General features: G+C 66.6%; 21 protein-coding genes. 5 read left to right on the top strand and 16 right to left on the bottom strand.

Features of this window, described 5'->3' with window-relative positions:
• Nucleotides 1–5: 5 nt before the first annotated feature.
• Both IPG63_03570 and IPG63_03565 read right to left on the bottom strand, forming a co-directional pair.
• Nucleotides 6–410, bottom strand: coding sequence for a VanZ family protein (locus IPG63_03570; GenBank protein ID MBK6726330.1), 405 nt, complete (start codon nt 408–410; stop codon nt 6–8).
• Nucleotides 407–1738 (bottom strand): SAM-dependent methyltransferase, encoded by a 1332-nt coding sequence (locus IPG63_03565; protein MBK6726329.1) that lies wholly within the window; start codon nt 1736–1738, stop codon nt 407–409. Before IPG63_03565 ends, IPG63_03570 begins: the two co-directional genes overlap by 4 nt.
• On the opposite strand from IPG63_03565, the gene IPG63_03560 reads away from it, so the two are divergent.
• On the top strand, nt 1674–2417 hold the full coding sequence (locus IPG63_03560) for a pteridine reductase (GenBank protein ID MBK6726328.1): 744 nt from the start codon (nt 1674–1676) through the stop codon (nt 2415–2417). The two genes, IPG63_03565 and IPG63_03560, sit on opposite strands and share 65 nt — an antisense overlap.
• Nucleotides 2418–2424: 7 nt before the next feature.
• Here the strand turns inward: IPG63_03560 and IPG63_03555 are convergent, their stop codons facing one another.
• The 4 genes from IPG63_03555 to IPG63_03540 all read right to left on the bottom strand — a co-directional run bounded on the left by IPG63_03555 (nt 2425) and on the right by IPG63_03540 (nt 7269).
• Nucleotides 2425–4554 (bottom strand): hypothetical protein, encoded by a 2130-nt coding sequence (locus IPG63_03555; GenBank protein MBK6726327.1) that lies wholly within the window; start codon nt 4552–4554, stop codon nt 2425–2427.
• Complete coding sequence (locus IPG63_03550; GenBank protein ID MBK6726326.1) at nt 4551–5264, bottom strand: alpha/beta hydrolase; 714 nt, start codon at nt 5262–5264, stop codon at nt 4551–4553. Before IPG63_03550 ends, IPG63_03555 begins: the two co-directional genes overlap by 4 nt.
• A gap of 56 nt (nt 5265–5320) precedes the next feature.
• Complete coding sequence (locus tag IPG63_03545) at nt 5321–6787, bottom strand: wax ester/triacylglycerol synthase family O-acyltransferase (protein ID MBK6726325.1); 1467 nt, start codon at nt 6785–6787, stop codon at nt 5321–5323.
• A gap of 314 nt (nt 6788–7101) precedes the next feature.
• Nucleotides 7102–7269: a hypothetical protein gene (locus IPG63_03540; protein MBK6726324.1), complete on the bottom strand. Its 168-nt coding sequence runs from the start codon at nt 7267–7269 to the stop codon at nt 7102–7104.
• Nucleotides 7270–7368: 99 nt separating this feature from the next.
• On the opposite strand from IPG63_03540, the gene IPG63_03535 reads away from it, so the two are divergent.
• The 4 genes from IPG63_03535 (at nt 7369) to IPG63_03520 (ending at nt 10788) form a co-directional block, all read left to right on the top strand.
• Nucleotides 7369–7737 carry a hypothetical protein gene (locus IPG63_03535; protein MBK6726323.1) on the top strand — a complete coding sequence of 123 codons (369 nt, stop codon included), beginning with the start codon at nt 7369–7371 and terminating at the stop codon, nt 7735–7737.
• An 809-nt stretch (nt 7738–8546) separates the two neighbouring features.
• Nucleotides 8547–9563 (top strand): 3-oxoacyl-ACP synthase III, encoded by a 1017-nt coding sequence (locus IPG63_03530; GenBank protein ID MBK6726322.1) that lies wholly within the window; start codon nt 8547–8549, stop codon nt 9561–9563.
• 196 nt (nt 9564–9759) lie between these two features.
• Nucleotides 9760–10221, top strand: coding sequence for a hypothetical protein (locus tag IPG63_03525; GenBank protein MBK6726321.1), 462 nt, complete (start codon nt 9760–9762; stop codon nt 10219–10221).
• A gap of 39 nt (nt 10222–10260) precedes the next feature.
• The gene (locus tag IPG63_03520) at nt 10261–10788 is read left to right on the top strand and encodes a hypothetical protein (GenBank protein MBK6726320.1); all 528 of its coding nucleotides are present in this window, start codon (nt 10261–10263) and stop codon (nt 10786–10788) included.
• Between the two features lie 35 nt (nt 10789–10823).
• Here the strand turns inward: IPG63_03520 and IPG63_03515 are convergent, their stop codons facing one another.
• The 10 genes from IPG63_03515 to atpE form a co-directional block, all read right to left on the bottom strand.
• The gene (locus IPG63_03515; protein ID MBK6726319.1) at nt 10824–11282 is read right to left on the bottom strand and encodes a nuclear transport factor 2 family protein; all 459 of its coding nucleotides are present in this window, start codon (nt 11280–11282) and stop codon (nt 10824–10826) included.
• A complete protein-coding gene (locus IPG63_03510) occupies nt 11279–12712 on the bottom strand; it encodes a M20 family metallopeptidase (protein MBK6726318.1) in 1434 nt (477 codons plus the stop codon). Before IPG63_03510 ends, IPG63_03515 begins: the two co-directional genes overlap by 4 nt.
• Before the next feature lie 71 nt (nt 12713–12783).
• Nucleotides 12784–12975, bottom strand: a complete 192-nt coding sequence (locus tag IPG63_03505) for a hypothetical protein (GenBank protein ID MBK6726317.1) — start codon at nt 12973–12975, stop codon at nt 12784–12786.
• 114 nt (nt 12976–13089) lie between these two features.
• Entirely contained in the window at nt 13090–13512 is a 423-nt protein-coding gene (locus IPG63_03500) for a F0F1 ATP synthase subunit epsilon (protein MBK6726316.1), read from the bottom strand.
• A 24-nt stretch (nt 13513–13536) separates the two neighbouring features.
• A complete protein-coding gene (atpD, locus tag IPG63_03495; GenBank protein ID MBK6726315.1) occupies nt 13537–14943 on the bottom strand; it encodes a F0F1 ATP synthase subunit beta in 1407 nt (468 codons plus the stop codon).
• 77 nt (nt 14944–15020) lie between these two features.
• Nucleotides 15021–15884, bottom strand: a complete 864-nt coding sequence (gene atpG, locus IPG63_03490; GenBank protein MBK6726314.1) for a F0F1 ATP synthase subunit gamma — start codon at nt 15882–15884, stop codon at nt 15021–15023.
• A gap of 12 nt (nt 15885–15896) precedes the next feature.
• Nucleotides 15897–17444, bottom strand: coding sequence for a F0F1 ATP synthase subunit alpha (locus IPG63_03485; GenBank protein ID MBK6726313.1), 1548 nt, complete (start codon nt 17442–17444; stop codon nt 15897–15899).
• 67 nt (nt 17445–17511) lie between these two features.
• A complete protein-coding gene (locus IPG63_03480; GenBank protein ID MBK6726312.1) occupies nt 17512–18045 on the bottom strand; it encodes a F0F1 ATP synthase subunit delta in 534 nt (177 codons plus the stop codon).
• Nucleotides 18046–18048: 3 nt separating this feature from the next.
• Entirely contained in the window at nt 18049–18519 is a 471-nt protein-coding gene (locus IPG63_03475; protein ID MBK6726311.1) for a F0F1 ATP synthase subunit B, read from the bottom strand.
• Nucleotides 18520–18613: 94 nt separating this feature from the next.
• Nucleotides 18614–18886, bottom strand: a complete 273-nt coding sequence (gene atpE, locus IPG63_03470) for a F0F1 ATP synthase subunit C (protein ID MBK6726310.1) — start codon at nt 18884–18886, stop codon at nt 18614–18616.
• Nucleotides 18887–18938 lie beyond the last annotated feature (52 nt).

Below are 18938 nucleotides of genomic sequence, written 5' to 3'. Positions count from 1 at the left end.
TGCGCTCAGCTGGCGTCGCGCCTGCTCAGGCGCCGGTCCAGCGCCAGCAGCCAGGCGCGCGCCGGAGTCAGCGCGGTGAGCGCGCCGAGCACGATGCCGCTGGCGTTGGCGTAGACATCGCGGATGTCGGCGCGACGCAGGCCCGACTGATGTTGCAACCACTCGATGACGATGCCCATCAGCAGCAACCCGAATGCGGCGCGCGACCAGTCGCGGCGCGCATCCTGCAGCTGCACCGCGAACGCCATCAAGGTGAAGTAGGCGAGCGCGTGGCCGAGCTTGTCGTTGCCGATGACGTCGACCTGGCGCAAGGCGTCGTTCGGCACCAGCGAAAGCACGATCACCAGCATGATCGCGAGCACGTACAAACCGCGCCACAGCAGCGGGTGGACGAAGGCGCGGTTGCTCACAGGCGCCGGCTCTGGTCGTAACTGGTGAACGCCGCCGGCACCTGGTCGACGCCGCGGGCGAAGCACATCAGCTTGAAGCGCTCGCCCATTTCGCCGGGCAGGGTCAGTCGCTTCACTTCCTGGGCCAGGCGGTAGCGTTCGATCTCGCTCAGCTCCACCGACTGCTCGACCAGATCGAGGATGCCGGCGGCGATCAGGAATGCGGCCTGCGAGTTGAACCCGGCCAGCGGCAGGCGCGCATGCGTGCCGGCCAGCGCGAGTGCGGTGAAGTCGACGAAACTGGTGATGTCCTGCAGGCCCGGCCAACGCAGCGCGTCGCCGTGCGCGCGATGGTGGTAGTGGCAGATCAGGGTGCCGTCGTCGCGCTGCGGCAGGTAGTACTCGCGACGCGGATAGCCGTAGTCGACGAACACTGCGAGCCCGGCCTCCAGCCGGCCGCAGACGGCATCGATCCACCACGGCAGCTGCGGCAAGACCTCGGAGCGATAGCCTTCGGCCAGCGGTTCCGGCAGGTCCTGCTGCAACGCGGCCACGGCGGCGGTAAGCATGGTGTCGGCCGCGCGTTCCACTTCGATGAAGCGGCCGTCGTCGGCGATGGCGACATGCAGTTCGCGCGGCTCATGGTCGCGCATCACGAAGCGGTGCACCGGAAGCGCGTCGACCACCTCGTTCGCGAACAGCACGCCGCGCCATGGGGTCTCCGGCGGCGTGTCCGGCCAGTCGATGCGTTCCAGCAGGTGCGGCAGCTTTGCCGCGAGCGCGAGACGCTGGCGTTCGCGCAATTCGGCGCTGCGGTCGAGGATGCGGTAGCGCCGCGGCAGGCAGCCGACTTGCTCCCATTCCGCCAGCGCCGCCACCGCAAACGCGCCGCTGCCGCCACCGACCTCGATGAACTCGGCGTCGGCGTCGGCGCGCAGCACCGCGGCGGTGGCGCGCGCCACGCAGCGCGCGAACAGCGAGCCGAGTTCAGGTGCGGTGATGAAGTCGCCGGCGGCGCCGAACTTGGTCTTGCCGGCGCTGTAGTAGCCAAGCCCGGGCGCGTACAGCGCCAGTTCCATGAAGCGCCAGAACGGGATCGAGCCGTGCGGACGGATTTCGCTGCGGATCAGCGCGCAAAGCTCTTCGCTGTGCGCCTGTTCGTCCACGCTCGGCGCGGGAAACGGGCTGGTGTCGAGGTGCGGCAACAAACGGGTCTCCGGGAGAACGCCAAATACACGGGGAATCGCGCACAATCGAGGTGGCAACGGGCGAGGAGCATAGCCGATGACGGATTCATCCCGACCGGTGGCGGTAATCAGTGGAGGCGCGAAACGGGTCGGTGCAGTCATCGCGGAAACCCTGTGCGAGGCCGGCTACGACCTTGCCATCAGCTACCGCCATTCGCATGACGCGGCGCTGGCGCTTGCGGCCCGTTGCGAGGCATTGCGGCCGCGTTCGTGTCTGATCCTGCCGCTCGATCTCGCCGACGGCGCGGCGCTGGCGCCGTTCATCGAGCGGGTCGCGGCGCATTACGGGCGCATCGATGCGCTGATCAACAACGCGTCGAGCTTCTATCCGACGCCGCTCGCGCAGGCGACGCCGGCGCAGTGGGAAGAGTTGTTCGCGACCAATGCGCGCGCGCCGTTCTTCCTGGCTCAGGCGGCGGCGCCGCATCTGGCGCGAAGCCGCGGCTGCATCCTGAATCTGATCGACATCTATGGCGAATGTCCGCTGCCGCAGCACCCGATCTACAGCATGGCCAAGGCGGCGCTGGCGATGATGACGCTGGCGCTGGCGCGTGATCTCGGCCCGCAGGTGCGCGTCAACGGTATTGCCCCGGGTGCAGTGTTGTGGCCGGAGAGCGGCAAGGCCGAGATCGAACGACGCGAACTGCTGGCGCGCACGCCGCTGGCGCGCGCCGGCGAACCTTCCGACATCGCGCGCACCGCGCTGTTCCTGCTGCGCGATGCGCCCTACATCAGCGGCGAGATCATCCGCGTCGACGGCGGTCGCGCGCTCTCGATCTGACGCTTGCCTAAGGTGCGGCGCAATCCGCGGCGTTGGCGTCGGGTCGGGTGAGTCGCACCAGTTCGCGCGCGAAGGCGCCGTAGCGCGGATCGACGGCGGTGAATTGCAGGGTGGCCCGGTCGCAGCCGTGGAAGTCGAGGCTGAGGCGGCCGAACAGGGTGGTGGTGACCGCGCTGGCGTCGAAGTCGTTGCCGAAGCGGGTGCCGGCGGTGCGATACAGGTCGATCGCGACGTGGCCGCCGGACTCGAATGCCGCGCCGGTCAACCACAGCGCGCTGCCATCGAGGTCGTAGCTGAACCAGGCGATGCTGGTCAGGCGCTCCAGCGGGGCGCCGCTCTGCAGCAGGAACCAGCCCTCGCCGCTGCGCGTCGGGTCATACCAGGTGCCGCTGTATTGCCAGTCACGCGGATTGTCGACGCGGTCTGGCGTGCGCGAGCTGCCATCTGGCCCCACCGCTTGCAGCCGTTCGAGCACGCGCTCGCCGCTGCCGAAAGCGGCCGGACCGGCGTAGCGCAGGTGCGCGCGGGCCGCGTGGTTCTGGACGTCGAAGCCATCGAACGCGAGATCGAGCGTGCCCCAGGGCTCGCGTTGCACGTCGGCGCTGACGAAGGCGTCGCCAAAGCGTGCGCCGCGCATGCGCAGCGCCTGGCCGACATGGATGCCGTTGCCATCGATCTCGCCGAGACCACCGAACCAGATCAGCCCCGGCGGCTCGCCCGCCGGCGCGTAGGTGAACCAGACCACGCTCGCCAGTGTCGGGGAGAAGCGCTCGATCAACACGCCTTCGCCGGAGCGCGCCGGGTCGTACCAGCTGCCAGTGATGCGCGCGCTTGCGCTGTCGGCGAGCGCGCTTGCGGTGTCGTCGCGCTCGCGCATGGTGGTGCCGATCTCGCCGACCGCGAGCGTGGGCGCGAAGCGGCAGGGTCCGGCCTGGCCCTGTGCCATCGCGGCGCTGCAGGCGTCGACCAGCGCGCCGGCATCCGCTGTGGCCTGCGGCTGTGCGATCCATGCGCGCAAGCGTTCCCAGCCGGAACTGATCTCGGCGGCGTTGAAACCACAGTGCGAGCCGATGCCTTCCTGTACCGGCACCGACAGCGCGCGCGTGCCGTAGAGCTCGCGTACCCGCTGCTGGTGCGCCAGTCGCACCAGCTCGTCGCCGCTGGTGTGGATGGCGACGACGCGCGTGTTCGCCGGCAGGCGACCGTTGAGCGAGGAGGCACGGGTGAAATCGAATTGCGCGAGCGCGTCGGCGCGAATGCGCGGCACGCGCGCGTTGACCAGGTCGCTGCCGTAGTCGACGCCGTCGCTGCTGAACGGGTTGCGGCCGGCGAGCTTGTCCGGCGCGCGCACCAGGTCGCCGAGCGCGAAGGTCGCGTAAGCGAGGTTGTAGAGCAGGAAGTCTTCGTTGGTGAAGGCGCCGAACTGCATCAGCCGATCCAGCCGCTCGCGTTGCGACGACGAGCGCAGCCAGCTCGGCAAGGTCACGCCGGTGCACTGGTGGATGCGCGCGATGGTCTGCTGCACTTCGCGCGCACCACTCAAGTCGCCCATGCTCGCGGGAATGTCGTCGAGGTTCATCGCCCATTCGAACGGAGCGTCGCCGTCGAGCAGTTCGCCGCCACCGACCCCTTCGCAGATGGCGTCATAGGCCAGGCGCAGGTCGAAGCCGCCGTCCCAGGTGCGAGTGCCGGCCGCCGGCGCGCACAGCGAATAGACGCCGACGGTGCGCTCGAAGCCGGGCGACTCGGCCAGCTTCAGCGAAATCAGCCCACCCATCGATCCGCCCATCGTGATCAGCTGGCCGGGTGCGCCGAAGCGGGCGTTGACGTAGTCGATCAGGTCGCGGTTATCCTGCGCTGCGGTGAACAACGCCCATCCCGATTGCGCGTAACCGCTGGCCGCGAGCGCATAACCTTGCGCGAGCTGCAGGTCGCGCAACGGGCCGAGGTCGGGGTTGTCGTCGGCATCCATGCTGAAGCCGTGCTGATAGAGCAGCAAGGTGTCGCCGGCGCGCCAGCCATCGGGCACTGCCACGCGGATGTGTGCGCCACTGGCGAGCACGTCGGTGATTTCGGTGACGGCCGCAGCCGGCAGGGTGAAGGCGCCGAGCAGCAGCGCGAGCAAGGCGCGCCTCATAGCGCGAACGCATCCGCATAGAGCAGGCGCTTGAGCCCGCGGCGCTCGAACGGGCGCCACTCGCCTTCGCGTTGCGCGAGCCGGTCGGCGATCGCATACAGCGTCATCGGATTGAAGCCGAGGCCGAGGTGGCTGGCCTTGACCACGATGTTCTCTGCTTGCGGCTGCGCTTCCTGGTGCGACGCCTGCCACGGCACCACGCCGTCGCTGCGGCTGTAGATCGAGGTCGTCGGCACCGGCGGCTTCTCGCCGATGCGGGCGATCATGTTGGCATCGACGCGATGGCCGGAGAGCATCCGGAACACGGCGTAGGCGTTGTTCGCGCGCGGGTCGCCCTTGAACGGCGAACCCAGCGTGATCACCTGGCGCACGCATTCGGGTACGAGCTTGGCGATTTCGCGCGCGTAGACGCCGCCGAGGCTCCAGCCGATCAGCGTCAGCCGCGTTTCGTGCTCGGTGAAGATTTCCTCGACGCGCGCGCGGCAGCCGGCGACGACGCCGTGGCGCGGACCGAAGTTGAAGCCCTGTTCCCAGCCGTAGGGCGAATAGCCGAGCCGCCACAGTAGGCTGCGCAGCAGCAGCGTGCTGCGGTCGGACGCCACCAGGCCCGGAAACACCAGCACCGGATGCCGCTCGCCGCGCGGCAGGTGCTGCGTCAGCAGCAGGTTGGCGAGCCCGGCCGCGAGCTCGTAGGGCGCGCGCACTTCCATCGCCAGCTTGAGCAGGCCGGGGCGGACGGCGGAATCGGGATCGACGCGGGTCTTGCTCATGCCTTGCTCCGGGCGCGTGCGGGCGGCTTGCGCCTGCGTACCGGCTTGGGGGCCAGGCGCGCGGCGGCAAGGGCCTTCAGTTCATCGTATTCAGCGGCGAGCGCGTCGATCAGCGCATCGAGATCGGGCACCGCGCGCGCGCAGGCGACCAGGCCGAAGTCGAGTGCTCGCTCGTAGCTCTGCACGGTGATGTTCAGGGCCAGACCATGAGTGATCGCCGAGAGCGGGTGGTAGGCGAGCATGCGCGCGCCGCCCAGGTACAGCGTCACCGGTGAGCCCGGGACGTTCGAGAGCACCAGGTTCACCGGCAGCGGCACGCGCTCGGCCAGCTTCGACTTCGCATACAGCTGGGCCAAGCCGGAGACGATCCACGGCGCTCCCAGCGACGGGTAGTCGGTCGGGATCAGCGATTGGTAGGTGCTGGTCGCCTGCTTCAGATCGGCCATGCCGGCGCGCACCGCAGCGAGTCGGTCGGCCACGCGCGCGTGCTGGGTGCCGAGCGCGCAGGGCAACATGGTCACCTGATTGTTGGCGCTGGCGTCGCCGCTCTCGCGCAGCGACACCGGGATCGCCGCGATCAGCGAGGCCTTGGGCAATTCGCCGTGCTGCTTCAGGTAGCGGCGCAACGCACCCGAGCACAGTGCCAGCAGCAGATCATTGAGCGAGGCGTCGCACATCGCGGCGACCGACTTGAACTCGGGCAGCGGCACCGACCAGGTGCCGATGCTGCGGCTGGCGTCGATCGCGACGTTGAAGCGTGTGCGTGGCGCTAGCCAGCGGTCGACCAGTTGCACCGGTGCCTTGAGCGCGCCGCGCAACTTGCCGGCGCCGCTGGCCGCGATCTGGGCGATGTCCGGCAGCGCCCGTGCGAGCTTGGCGTACTGGCTGAGCGTGTTGGTGAACAGCATGCCGAGCTTGCGGCGCACGCCGGGCGGCGTCTTCGGTTCCTTGTCCGAAGGCGGCGGCACCGCGCGCGCCACCGGCCCGAGGTCGAGCAGGGCATGCGCCAGCGCGACGCCGGCGGCGCCATCCAGCGCCGCGTGGTGCACCTTGGTGTACAGCGCGAAGCCGCCATCGCGCAGGCCCTCGATCACCCAGAACTGCCACAGCGGCCGCGCCCGATCGAGCGGTTCGGCATGCAGCTTCGCGACCAGCTTCTGCAGCGCCGCCAGCGAGCCCGGCCGCGCCAGCCGCTGGTGGCGGACGTGGTGTTCGAGGTCGATGTCCTCGGCATTCACCCAGATCGGGTGGCCAAGATCGAAGGGCATCAGCGCCAGCCGCTGGTTCAGCACGCCGGACAGGTGCAGGCGCGCAGCAAGATGCGTGCGCACATGCTCGATCAGCGAGCCCTGCAGCAATTCGGGCTGCGCGAACAACGCCAGCGCCCCGACATGCATCGGTGCTTCCGGCGTTTCGATGTACAGGAATCCGGCGTCGAGACCACTCAGACTGCGGATCGCCATCATTGCTCCCGGCTGTTTTCGGCCGCCGGAGCTTGGCGCAAGCGGCTTGAGCCGTCAAAGCCGGGCGCTCCACACACTGCAGCAACTGCAACGCCGCTGCGGTTCGGTCTTCATCGGCACCAGCCTCAGCCCGATCCCTCGTGCGGCCTCGATCATCGCCAGGCCATCGGCCGCATCGGTCTCGCTCCGCCGCACATGCGACCGAACGCACTGCGCCGGAATCGGGATCACCGGATGACCCGGCGCGCACCGCCCCACCCGCAGTGAAGCGCCGAACCGCAAGCCTCCATCACCCGCACCGGCGCACGGTGGTGTCAGAACGCGATGAATGCGGCGCGCTGCAGCCACGGCGATTCGAGTGCCTTGCCGTGCGCATTGATGGCCGACAGCTCTAGCAGCTCGACCCGATGATGCAGCCCATGCGCGAACGTCCCCGGCACCAGCTGTGCCACAAGATCCACCGGCAACAACCGCGGGCTCACGAGCCAAACGTGTAACGCGCCATTGCCGACTCCTTGCTCGCCGCAAGTCATGCGCGCAAGATCGGGGCTGGTTCTTCTACAGCTTCGCTAGGCCGCTAGATGGAAAGAGTCGAACACCTCGCCGAAATCGCCGAAAGGCTGCGGCAACTGCAGGCGTCATCACCCGCCACAGAAGCAGGGCTGGATCTTTGGTATCGGCAATCGCAAGCCTTCGCGTCTTGGCTTTCCCGCGGTCCTAGCGTGGCGCTGCCAGCCCAACTATGGCACTACCTGCACGACGCGGACATTCGCGTCAAAGAGCCCGAGTACAGGGTCGCCCAAGAGGCGATGATCACTGACATCATTTCCTGCCTGGAGCGGGGCAATATTCCCGCATCTGACGGGACGACCATTTCGTTTCATCCGCGGTGGATAGGGGCGTTTGCGTTAGCGGTCCTTGCAATCATCATGTACCGGGCCATGCAGTGACGCGGCATAATCACTCAAGCCGACCGCCGAGGAGGTCGCGCGTATCATCCGCACGCCGTCGCGCGGCGGCTGCTTGACGCGGCGTTAGGCAGCTGAGGTGTTGATTGCAGTACATCATTGCCATTGCACTGCTTGTGACTCCGCTTTCATTGACCGCCGGCGAGGCGGAGCCAATGGTTCCGGATCGTTTTATCGGGACTTGGGCGGGAAGCAATTCATCCTGCGGATCTGACTCCGATGACCTGAGGCTTCACATAGGCTCTCGGCGCATCGTTTACTGGGAGAGTGAGGGCCCGATCTTGGCCGTTGTGGTTCGCGGACGAGAAATTGCTTTGATTGCTGAGCTGTCTGGAGAGGGCCACACTTGGTTGGCTACCGCCAAGTTCACAATCTCCGCGCACGGTGGAATGCTCGTCGACCGAACTAGCGGTCCGGGCAAGCAGGTCGTCAGGTATAGGTGTCCGGGCCCTGCTCGCGAGCAGCGGCCTCTCAAGAGGCACATCCCCAGTAGCTGATCTTGCGGTTCGGTTTTTCATGCGGGTTCCGGGTCTGGGATGAGCGCATGCCGAACTGTCTGGCGCGGTGGGCGAGGTGGGGACGGTGCGTTCGCGATGGCGCGCTTCGAAGTCGTGCTGGTCGCGAGGCGCAGGGCCTGGGCGGCGCGGTTGGCGCAGCGACAGGTTCCAGCGGCGCGGTCTTCATCAACTGTCTCTCCGGGAGTGGTGGTGGTCGCGCGCGCTTCCCCGGGTTTGCCGCCTCCAGCCAAAGCCGCTAGCCTGCGCGTCCATTTTCGTGATCGTGGATTCCTCATGCTGTACAAGCACGTCGCCATCGCCAGCGTCACCCATGTCGAGGCGCCGATCCGGATGACCTCGGTCGAGATCATGGCGCGGCTGCAGCCAACGCTGGACCGTCTTGGCATCCGCGACAACCTGCTGGAGGAAGTGGCCGGGATCTACGAACGGCGCATGTTCAGTCTCGACACCATGCCATCCGATGCCGCCACCATGGCCGCGCAGAAGGCGATCGCCGAGTCCGGCGTGCCGCACGAGAAGATCGGCATCCTGGTCAACACCTCGGTCTGCCGTGACTACCTGGAGCCGAGCACGGCCAGCATCATTCACGGCAACCTCGGGCTCGCCGACACCTGCCAGAACTTCGATGTCGGCAACGCCTGCCTCGCCTTCCTCAACGGCATGGACATCGCTGCGCGCATGATCGAGCGCGGCGAAATCGACTACGCACTGGTGGTCGATGGCGAGAACGCGAACCTGATCACCGAGCGCACCATCGAGCGCTTGCTGCTGCCAGACGTCACCGCCGAACAGTTTCGCAACGAGTTCGCCTCGCTCACGCTCGGCTCCGGCGGCGCCGCGATGGTGCTGGCGCGCGCCGAACTGGCACCCGATGGGCACCGCTACCTCGGCTGCGTTACTCGCGCCGCGACCAACTTCTCGCACCTGTGCCGCGGCAACGTCGACCGCATGGTTACCGACACCCGCACGTTGCTGGTCGAAGGCCTCAAGCTCGCCGCCAAGACCTTCCAGGCCGCGCGCGCCGCGCTCGGCTGGGCCACCGGCGAACTCGACGAGTTCGTCATCCATCAGGTCAGCCGTGTCCACACCAGCGCCATCTGCGAACTGCTCGGCATCGACCCGACCAAGGTGCTGAGCGTGTTCCCGGAGTTCGGCAACATCGGCCCCGCCTCGGTGCCGATCGCACTCAGCAAGCTCAAGGAAATGGGCCGCCTGGAGAAGGGCAAGCGCATCGGCCTGCTCGGCATCGGCTCCGGCCTCAACTGCTCGATGGCGGAAGTGGTCTGGTAGGTCGCGTCGCCAGCAAGACTCACGGACGGCGCGGACCCCCGCGCCGTCTTGCTGTCTGCGCCGCGTAACCGGATATTGCCGCGCCTGCTTCCGGCAAGGTCCGCTCACTCGGCGTGCGGTTCGTGCAACCCGATGCAGGCGGGAAGCGTGGATGCTGTCCTCGCCGCCAAACCGGCGGCTTTTGAGGAGCATCGTCATGAAACGTCGATCCCTGTGGATTTCCGCCGCGCTGTGCGCGGTGCTGGCCGGTACTGCCTACGCGCAGGGTATCGGTGGTCGCCTGGCCGGTTGGCGCGCGCAGCATGTGGCGCAGATTTCCGGATTGTCGGCGGAGCAGCAGGTCGCGCTCGCCGATCTGCAGCAGCGCCAGCAGGGATTCCGTGACGCTGCCCATGCCGAAGTGGGCGCGCTACTGGCGCAGGCGCAAACCGAGCTGGCGCGCCCCGACGCCGACCTGCGCGCGCTGAGCGCGGAGACTTCGCGCACCCTGGCGGCGCTGGCGATCGAGGCCAATGGCCTGCGTCAGGCGCGGCTTGGCTTCTACGAGTCGCTCGATGCCGCACAGCAGGCGCAGGCGCGCGCGCTGCTGCAGAAGCGTCTGGAGCGGGTGCAGCGCGTGCACGCCTTGATCGGCGACTTCCTCGCCGATGCGCAGTAAGCCACCCGTCCCCCTGCTCGTCCTCTTGCGGAGCCACTCATGAACAAGATCGCACTCACCCTCGCCACCCTGTTTCTCGTCCACAGCCTCGATGCCGATGCCGGCGGTCGAATCCGCGCAGCGGGGGCCAAACCGAATGCCCAGGGCGGTGTCACCGCTGGCAGCGCCGCCGCCGTCTCCGGGCCGAATGGTGGTCGCGCCGCGCGCGTTGGCGGCGTGGCCACCGATGCCGAGGGCAATGCCGTCGGCGGTAGTGCTGCCGCAGTGCAGACCGCGAACGGCGGCCAGGCCGCGCGTGCTGGCGCCTTTCAACGCAATGCCGATGGCAGCGGCACGCGCAGCGGTGGCTTCGCGGCGAGTGGTGCGCAGGGCAATGTGGCTTCGGGCGGCAGCGCCACGCGCAATGCCGATGGCAGTGTCTCCGGCCGGCGCCAGACCAGCGCTACCAGCAACAGCGGCGCTGCCTACAACGGCAGTACGGAATACGACTCGGATACGGGCGTGAGCCACTCCGGCACTTGCACCGATGCCGCCGGCAATGTCGTGGCTTGTCCGAGGCCGAACTGAGCGTCAGGCGACGACGCGGTCGCGCCGTCGCAGGCCTAGCGGCTGGACCAGTGGATGTGCACGATCTTCCAGTCGCCCTTGCGCTTCTCCAGCACCAGGGTCTCGGTGCTGGCGAGCGCGGGCTCGCTGCCGCGGCGGGTTTCCGATTCGGTCGCGATCCAGGCGCTGCGCCCATCGCCACGCGCGAAGCGACGCTTGATGGTCTGCGTGCGCTCGGCCAGGAACTTCACGTCGGCGGCGGCGTGATGGGCGAAGTACTGCTCGCGCGAAGCCTCGACGCCGCCCGCTTCCAGCACCACCACATCCTCCGCCAACAGTGCCTTGGCGGCATCGAGGTCGCCGCTCGCCAGCGCGTCGCCGAAGGCGTCTGCAGCGTCCAGCGCGTCGGCAGCTCGTGCATCCAGACGCAACTCGGCGTCGAGCGCGATGCGGCGCTCGGCGTGCGCCGGCATCAGGCCGACAAGCAGTAGGCCGAACAGCGCGACGCGCTTCATGCCGCACCCGCCGGGGTGCCGCGGTTGACGTAGTGGTCGGCGATCACGCGGGCGACTGCGGCGGTCAGCTTCTTGCCGGTCGGAATGTGCAGGAACTCGTTCGGGCCATGCGCATTCGACTTCGGGCCGAGCAGGCCGGTAACTACGAACTGCGCCTGCGGGAAGCGGTCCTGGAGCATGCCCATGAACGGGATGGTGCCACCTTCGCCCATCTGCGCCGACTTGGTTCCGAACCAGTTCTTCGACGCCGTGTCGACCGAGTCCGCCAGCCACGGCACCAGGCTCGGCGCGGCCCAACCTTGCGACGCCTTCTCCACATCGAACTCGACCTTGGCGCCGTAGGGCGGATTGAGTTCGAGAATTTCCTTGAGTCTGGCCGAAGCCTGCACCGGATCGAGCGTGGGTGGCAGGCGCACCGACAGCTTCACTGCGGTGTAGGGACGCAGCACGTTGCCGGCGTCCTCCAGCGTCGGCATGCCTTCGACACCAGTGACCGACAGCGTCGGGCGCCAAGTGCGATTGAGCACCAGTTCGGACAGGTCAGAACTCATCGGCTGTTCGCCGGCTGGCCAGGGGAACTTGTCGTAGACCTGGGTGCCGAGCACATTCGCGGCTTCCTTCGCGGCGTGCAGACGATCCGCGGGAATATCGACGTTGAGCAGATCGACCTTGATGCGACCGGTGCTCGAGTCCTCGATGCGGTCGAGCAGGTTCCTCAGAATCCGGAACGAACTCGGCACGATGCCGCTGGCGTCACCCGAGTGCACGCCCTCTTCGAGCACGCGCACATTCAGCGTGCCGCCAGCGAGGCCGCGCAGGCTGGTGGTCAGCCACATCTGGTCGTAGTTGCCGGCGCCGGAGTCGAGGCAGACCACCAGCGACGGCGTGCCAATGCGAGCCGCCAGGTGGTTGATATAGAACGGCAGGTCGTAGGAACCGGATTCCTCGCAGCCCTCGATCACGATCACCACGCGCGCATGGTCGATGCCGCGCTCGTTCAGCGCCATCACCGCGGTCAGCGACGCGAACGTTGCATAACCGTCATCGGCACCACCACGGCCATACAGCTTGTCGCCGGCACGCAGCGGCTTCCAGGCGCCGAGATCGACATTCCAGCCGACCATCTCCGGCTGCTTGTCCATGTGCCCATACATCAGCACCACGTCATCGCCCTTGCCCGGAATCTCGATGAACAACAGCGGCGTGCGCCCGGGCAGCTGGATGCGCTCGACCTGCATGCCGGTCACCGGCTGGCGGCGCACCCAGTTCTCGATCAGGTCGAGCGCGGCTTTCATGTAGCCGTGGTGTTCCCACTCGGCATCGAAGGCCGGGGACTTCGCCGGAATCTTGATGTACTCGGTGAGCTCGGGAATGATCTGGCGCTCCCACATCTCGTCGCAGAAGTCGTAGATCTTCTGGGCCTCCGTCATGTCCTGCTCCCGGCTCGTATGAAGGCCGGCATTCTAGCGCGCACGCACTTCGCTGCGGTTTGGCGTTCGGCTCACCGCGGCGGCGTGGCCTCGGCCTTCCGCTTCGCCGCCATTCCCGCTCGCGCGATCCGGGTAGCGTTCCGAAGTCGTTCAATCGTCGCGATCTTCTCGGGCCAGGACTTCGCACGTGCGGCCAGGCGCTGCTTGGCCTTGTCGGCAATCACACGTTCGAGATGGGCTGTGGTCAACGTCGCTTTGGCCATGAGCAACTTGAGCCCGAGTTCCCGTGGATGGAGCTCAGCATACCAAGCCCCACAAACGCCAACGCCGACCTTGCGGGTCGGCGTTGGCGTGTCCTGTGGGGGACGTTGTTGAACTCAGTGCTTGAGGTTCTTGCGCAGGCGTTCGAGGGCCTGGAGCTGGGCGACGGCCTGGGCGAGCTGGGCCTGGGCTTCGGCGATTTCCATCGCGTCGCTGCGGTTCGCGAGCAGCTTTTCGGCTTCGTCCTTGGCCTTCTTGGCCGAGGCCTCGTCGAGGTCCTTGGCGCGGATCGCGGTGTCGGCGAGCACGGTCACGACCTGCGGCTGCACTTCGAGGATGCCGCCGGAGACGTAAAAGAACTGCTCCTCGCCGTTCTCCAGCTTGACCCGGACCTGGCCCGGCTTGAGGCGCGTGATCAACGGCGCGTGGCGCGGCGCGATGCCGAGCTCACCCATCTCGCCGGTGGCGATGACCATGGTCACGGTGCCGTGGAAGATTTCTTCCTCGGCACTGACGATGTCGCAACGGATAGTCGACATGATTTTTCTCCCGATGCGCGGTGATTAGACCGCGGCACCCATCTTGCGCGCCTTCTCGAAGGCTTCGTCGATGCCACCGACCATGTAAAACGCCTGTTCCGGCAGCGCATCCGCTTCGCCTTCGACGATCATGCGGAAGCCGCGGATCGTTTCCTTGAGCGACACGTACTTGCCCGGCGAACCGGTGAACACTTCGGCAACGTGGAACGGCTGCGAGAAGAAACGCTCGACCTTGCGAGCGCGCGACACGGTCTGCTTGTCTTCCTCGGACAGCTCGTCCATGCCGAGAATCGCGATGATGTCCTTCAGTTCCTTGTAGCGCTGCAGGGTCGACTGCACCTTGCGCGCCGTGTCGTAGTGTTCGACACCGACGACCAGCGGATCGAGCTGACGCGAGGTCGAGTCGAGCGGATCGACCGCCGGGTAGATGCCGAGCGAGGCGATGTTACGCGACAGCACGACGGTCGCATCGAGATGCGCGAAGGTCGTTGCCGGCGACGGATCGGTCAGGTCGTCGGCGGGCACGTAGACGGCCTGGATCGAGGTGATCGAACCGGACTTGGTCGAGGTGATGCGTTCTTGCAGCGCGCCCATTTCGGCGGCCAGCGTCGGTTGGTAACCGACGGCGGAGGGCATGCGGCCGAGCAGCGCCGACACTTCGGTACCGGCGAGCGTGTAGCGGTAGATGTTGTCGATGAACAGCAGCACGTCCTTGCCCTTGCCGGACGCGTCTTTCTCGTCGCGGAAGTACTCGGCCATGGTCAGGCCGGTGAGCGCGACGCGCAGACGGTTGCCCGGCGGCTCGTTCATCTGGCCGTAGACCATCGCGACCTTGTCGAGCACGTTCGAGTCTTTCATCTCGTGATAGAAATCGTTGCCTTCGCGGGTGCGCTCACCCACGCCAGCGAACACCGAGAGACCCGAGTGCGCCTTGGCGATGTTGTTGATCAACTCCATCATGTTCACGGTCTTGCCGACGCCGGCGCCGCCGAACAGGCCGACCTTGCCGCCCTTCGCGAACGGTGCAACCAGGTCGATGACCTTGATGCCGGTTTCGAGCAGGTCGTTCGACGCCGCCTGTTCTTCGTAACTCGGCGCCTCGCGATGGATCACCCAGCGATCCTTCTCGCCGATCGGACCGGCTTCGTCGATCGGGTTGCCAAGCACGTCCATGATGCGGCCGAGCGTCTTCATGCCAACCGGCACCTTGATCGCTTCGCCGGTGTTGTCGGCGATCAGGCCGCGCTTCAGGCCGTCGGTGGAACCGAGCGCGATCGTGCGCACGATGCCGTCACCGAGCTGCTGCTGCACTTCGAGTGTGATCTCGGTGTTCGCGATCTTCAGCGCGTCATAGATCTTCGGCACTTCGGAACGCGGAAATTCGACGTCGACGACGGCGCCGATGATCTGTACGACTTTGCCCTGATTCATGACCTATCCTCACAATGAATTCTTGTATCGCGCCACGAGTGGCATCGCGCCACAAGTGGCGCTCCTACAGACAGCTTTTAGACCGCGGCGGCGCCGCCGACGATTTCGGAAATTTCCTGGGTGATCGCTGCCTGGCGCGCCTTGTTGTAGACGAGCTGCAGCGTACCGATCAGCTTGGTCGCGTTGTCCGAAGCCGACTTCATCGCGACCATGCGCGCCGCGTGTTCCGAAGCCAGGTTCTCGAGCGCGCCCTGATAGACCAATGACTCGACGTAGCGCGTCAGCACGCTGTCGAGCACGGTGGCCGGGTCGGGTTCGTACAGATAGTCCCAGTCGTGCTTGGTTTCGAGCGTGTCCGACGGCGGCAACGGCAGCAACTGGTCGGTGGTCGCCTTCTGCACCATGGTGTTGACGAAGTCGTTGTAGCAGAGGAACACGCGGTCGATGCGGCCCTCGGTGAAGCCGTCGAGCATCACCTTGATGACGCCGATCAGTTGCGCCACCTGCGGGCTCTCGCCGAGATGGGTGACCGAGCCGACCAGGTTCACCTTGAGGCGACGGAAGAAGGTCGCGGCCTTCTGCCCGATCGCGACGATATCGACCTCGACACCGTTCTTCTGGTGCTGGCGGATCTCCGCCAGCAACTTGCGGAACAGGGTCGAGTTCAGGCCACCGCAGAGACCACGGTCGGTCGAGATGACGACATAGCCGACCCGCTTCACGTCCTTGCGCTCGCGCATGAACGGATGCTTGTAATCACCATTCGCCTTGGCGATGTGGCCGATCATCTGGCGCATCAGCCGCGCATACGGACGCGACGCCCGCATCTTGTCCTGCGCGCGGCGGATCTTGCTCGCCGAGACCATCTCGAGGGCGCTGGTCACCTTGCGGGTGTTCTGCACCGACTTGATCTTGGTTCGGATTTCCTTGGTACCGGCCATGATTGATCCCGTTTACCAGCTGCCCGTCTTCTTGAACTCGTCGAGCGCGGCCTTGAACGTGGCCTCGATCTTGTCGTCCCAGTTGCCGGTCTTGACGATGTCCTGCATCAGCGCGCCGTGGTTGCTGTGCATGAAGGCATGCAGGCCCGACTCGAACGCCAGGATCTTGTTGACCGGGACGTCGTCGAGGTAGCCCTTTTCGGCGGCATACACGGAGATCGACAGCTCGGAAATCGACATCGGTGCGTACTGCTTCTGCTTCATCAGTTCGGTGACGCGCTGGCCGCGCTCGAGCTGGGCGCGCGTAGCCGCGTCGAGGTCGGAGGCGAACTGCGCGAACGCCGCCAACTCGCGGTACTGGGCGAGCGCGAGTTTCACGCCGCCGGAGAGCTTCTTGACGATCTTGGTCTGTGCGGCACCACCGACGCGTGACACCGAGATGCCGGCGTTCACTGCCGGGCGGATGCCGGCGTTGAACAGGTCGGTCTCGAGGAAGATCTGGCCGTCGGTGATCGAGATCACGTTGGTCGGCACGAACGCCGAGACGTCACCGGCCTGGGTCTCGATGATCGGCAGCGCCGTCAGCGAACCGGTCTTGCCCTTGACCGCGCCGTTGGTGAACTTCTCGACGTACTCCTCGCTGACGCGCGAGGCGCGTTCGAGCAGGCGCGAATGCAGGTAGAACACGTCGCCCGGATAGGCTTCGCGGCCCGGCGGACGGCGCAGCAGCAGCGAGATCTGGCGATAGGCCACGGCCTGCTTGGACAGATCGTCGTAGATGATCAGCGCGTCCTGGCCGCGGTCGCGGAAGTACTCGCCCATGGTGCAACCCGAGTACGGCGCGATGTACTGCATCGCCGCCGATTCGGATGCCGAGGCCGCGACCACGGTGGTGTAGGCGAGCGCGCCGTGTTCTTCGAGCTTGCGCACGATGTTGGCGATGGTCGAGTTCTTCTGACCGATCGCGACATAGATGCATTTGATGCCCGAACCCTTCTGGTTGATGATCGCGTCGATCGCCAGCGCGGTCTTGCCGGTCTGGCGGTCGCCGATGATCAGCTCGCGTTGGCCGCGGCCGATCGGGATCATCGCGTCGACCGACTTGTAGCCGGTCTGCACCGGCTCCGACACCGACTTTCGCCAGATCACGCCGGGCGCGACCTTCTCGATCGGCGCACTCAGCTCGGACACGATCGCGCCACGGCCGTCGATCGGATTGCCGAGCGCGTCGACGACGCGGCCGAGCAGGCCCGGGCCGGTCGGCACTTCGAGGATGCGGCCGGTGGTCTTGACCGCATCGCCTTCGCGCAGGTGTTCGTAGCCACCGAGCACCACGGCACCGACCGAGTCGCGTTCCAGATTCAGCGCGAGTGCGAAGGTGTTGTTCGGCATCTCGATCATTTCGCCCTGCATCACGTCGGCGAGGCCGTGGATGCGCACGATGCCGTCGGACACCGAGGTGATCGTGCCTTCGTTGCGCGCGGTGGCGCCGGTCTTGAACTGCTCGATGCGGTTCTTGATCAGTTCGCTGATTTCGCTGGGATTGAGTTGTGTGGCCATGACGATTCCCGAAAGGGTGAATGCTTGCTTGGCCTGCGCGCGCCGGGCGTGCGCAGGTTTGAATTCGTTACTGCGACAGCGTCTGCGCGAGGCGTTGCAGGCGACCGCGGACCGATGCGTCGATGACCAGGCCTTCGGCGTTGATCACCGCGCCGCCGAGCACGCCGGCATCGATCTTCGCTTCGATCTCGATGTCGCGATCAAAGCGCTTTTTCAGCGCCGCACGGATCGAATTGGCCTGCGTCGTTTCGAGCGCAACCGCGGTCGTGACCCGCACGCGCAGCACGCGTTCGGACTCGCGCTTGAGCTGCTCGAATTGCGCTGCGATTTCCGGCAGCAGCTCGATGCGCCGATTGCCAGCCAGCTGGGCGACGAACAGCGCGAACGCGCTGTCGGCCGCTTCACCCTGCGCCAGGAACAGCGTCTGCAGCTGCTCGGGCGCGATGCGCGGGCTGTGGATCAAGGCAGCCGCTTGCGGGTTCTCGGCGACCTGGCTCGCGAAAGCCAGCTTGCGCGACCAGTCGGCGACCGCGTCTGCGCCCTTGGCCAGCTCGAAGGCGGCGCGGGCGTAGGGACGGGACAGCGTTTCGCGGGTGCTCATCGGTCAGATCTCGGCGGCGATCTGGTCGAGCAGTTCGCGATGACGCGCGGCGTCGATCTCGCGGCCGAGCACCTTTTCGGCACCGCGGACGGCGAGGGCGGCGACCTGCGTGCGCAGCACTTCCTTGGCCTTCGACGACAGGTTCGCAATCTCGGCTTCGGCGGCGGCACGTTGGCGCGCAGCCTCGGCAAGCGCGTCGTGCTTGGCCTTGTCGACAATTTGCGTGGCCTGTTGATGGGCCTTGTCGGTGATCTGGCCGGCGTCGACGCGTGCCTTGCGGATCTCGTCGGCGACGCGGGCGTCGGCATCGGCGAGTTCCTGCTTGGCACGATCGGCAGCGGCGAGACCGTCGGCGATCTTCTTCTGGCGTTCTTCGATGGCATTGCTCAGTGGCGGCCAGATCTTGGTCGCGATGACCCAGATGAAGGCTGCGAACATGAGCGCCTGCGCGAACAGCGTCAGGTTGATGTTCATGGCGTAATGCTCCGCTTGTGGACTTCGGCGACGGAGAATCCCGTCGCGCGATCGAACCCGGGCGAGGCGCGACGCGAGCCGCGCCTCAGTCCGGTCAGCCGCCGGTGATGGCGGAGAGGAGCGGATTCGCGAACGCGAACATCAGCGCGACGGCAAGCGTGATGATGAACGCCGCGTCGATCAGGCCGGCGGTGATGAACATGCGCACCTGCAGCACCGGGATCAGCTCCGGCTGGCGCGCGGCCGATTCCAGGAACTTGCCGGCCATCAGGCCCATGCCGACACCGGCGCCGAGCGCGGCAAGGCCGGCCATGATGCCGATCGCGATGGCGGTCGAGGCGTTGATCGTGGCGATGAAAGCTTCCATGGTGTTTCTCCGTCTTCGGTATGGATGGATAAGGGAAAGGGGTACAGCGAAA

It is taken from the genome of Lysobacterales bacterium, from assembly GCA_016703225.1.
GTDB lineage: Bacteria > Pseudomonadota > Gammaproteobacteria > Xanthomonadales > Ahniellaceae > JADKHK01.
Note: the sequence above shows the minus strand (reverse complement) of the source record. Positions and strands in the feature narration are given on the sequence as shown.

Coding starts and splice junctions, on each gene's coding strand:
- IPG63_03560 (MBK6726328.1), top strand. CDS start 1,674: ATGACGGATTCATCCCGACCGGTGGCGGTAATCAGTGGAGGCGCGAAA.
- IPG63_03565 (MBK6726329.1), bottom strand. CDS start 1,738: ATGACTGCACCGACCCGTTTCGCGCCTCCACTGATTACCGCCACCGGT.
- IPG63_03555 (MBK6726327.1), bottom strand. CDS start 4,554: ATGAGGCGCGCCTTGCTCGCGCTGCTGCTCGGCGCCTTCACCCTGCCG.
- IPG63_03550 (MBK6726326.1), bottom strand. CDS start 5,264: ATGGAAGTGCGCGCGCCCTACGAGCTCGCGGCCGGGCTCGCCAACCTG.
- IPG63_03545 (MBK6726325.1), bottom strand. CDS start 6,787: ATGGCGATCCGCAGTCTGAGTGGTCTCGACGCCGGATTCCTGTACATC.
- IPG63_03535 (MBK6726323.1), top strand. CDS start 7,369: ATGGAAAGAGTCGAACACCTCGCCGAAATCGCCGAAAGGCTGCGGCAA.
- IPG63_03530 (MBK6726322.1), top strand. CDS start 8,547: ATGCTGTACAAGCACGTCGCCATCGCCAGCGTCACCCATGTCGAGGCG.
- IPG63_03525 (MBK6726321.1), top strand. CDS start 9,760: ATGAAACGTCGATCCCTGTGGATTTCCGCCGCGCTGTGCGCGGTGCTG.
- IPG63_03520 (MBK6726320.1), top strand. CDS start 10,261: ATGAACAAGATCGCACTCACCCTCGCCACCCTGTTTCTCGTCCACAGC.
- IPG63_03515 (MBK6726319.1), bottom strand. CDS start 11,282: ATGAAGCGCGTCGCGCTGTTCGGCCTACTGCTTGTCGGCCTGATGCCG.
- IPG63_03510 (MBK6726318.1), bottom strand. CDS start 12,712: ATGACGGAGGCCCAGAAGATCTACGACTTCTGCGACGAGATGTGGGAG.
- IPG63_03505 (MBK6726317.1), bottom strand. CDS start 12,975: ATGGCCAAAGCGACGTTGACCACAGCCCATCTCGAACGTGTGATTGCC.
- IPG63_03500 (MBK6726316.1), bottom strand. CDS start 13,512: ATGTCGACTATCCGTTGCGACATCGTCAGTGCCGAGGAAGAAATCTTC.
- atpD (MBK6726315.1), bottom strand. CDS start 14,943: ATGAATCAGGGCAAAGTCGTACAGATCATCGGCGCCGTCGTCGACGTC.
- atpG (MBK6726314.1), bottom strand. CDS start 15,884: ATGGCCGGTACCAAGGAAATCCGAACCAAGATCAAGTCGGTGCAGAAC.
- IPG63_03485 (MBK6726313.1), bottom strand. CDS start 17,444: ATGGCCACACAACTCAATCCCAGCGAAATCAGCGAACTGATCAAGAAC.
- IPG63_03480 (MBK6726312.1), bottom strand. CDS start 18,045: ATGAGCACCCGCGAAACGCTGTCCCGTCCCTACGCCCGCGCCGCCTTC.
- IPG63_03475 (MBK6726311.1), bottom strand. CDS start 18,519: ATGAACATCAACCTGACGCTGTTCGCGCAGGCGCTCATGTTCGCAGCC.
- atpE (MBK6726310.1), bottom strand. CDS start 18,886: ATGGAAGCTTTCATCGCCACGATCAACGCCTCGACCGCCATCGCGATC.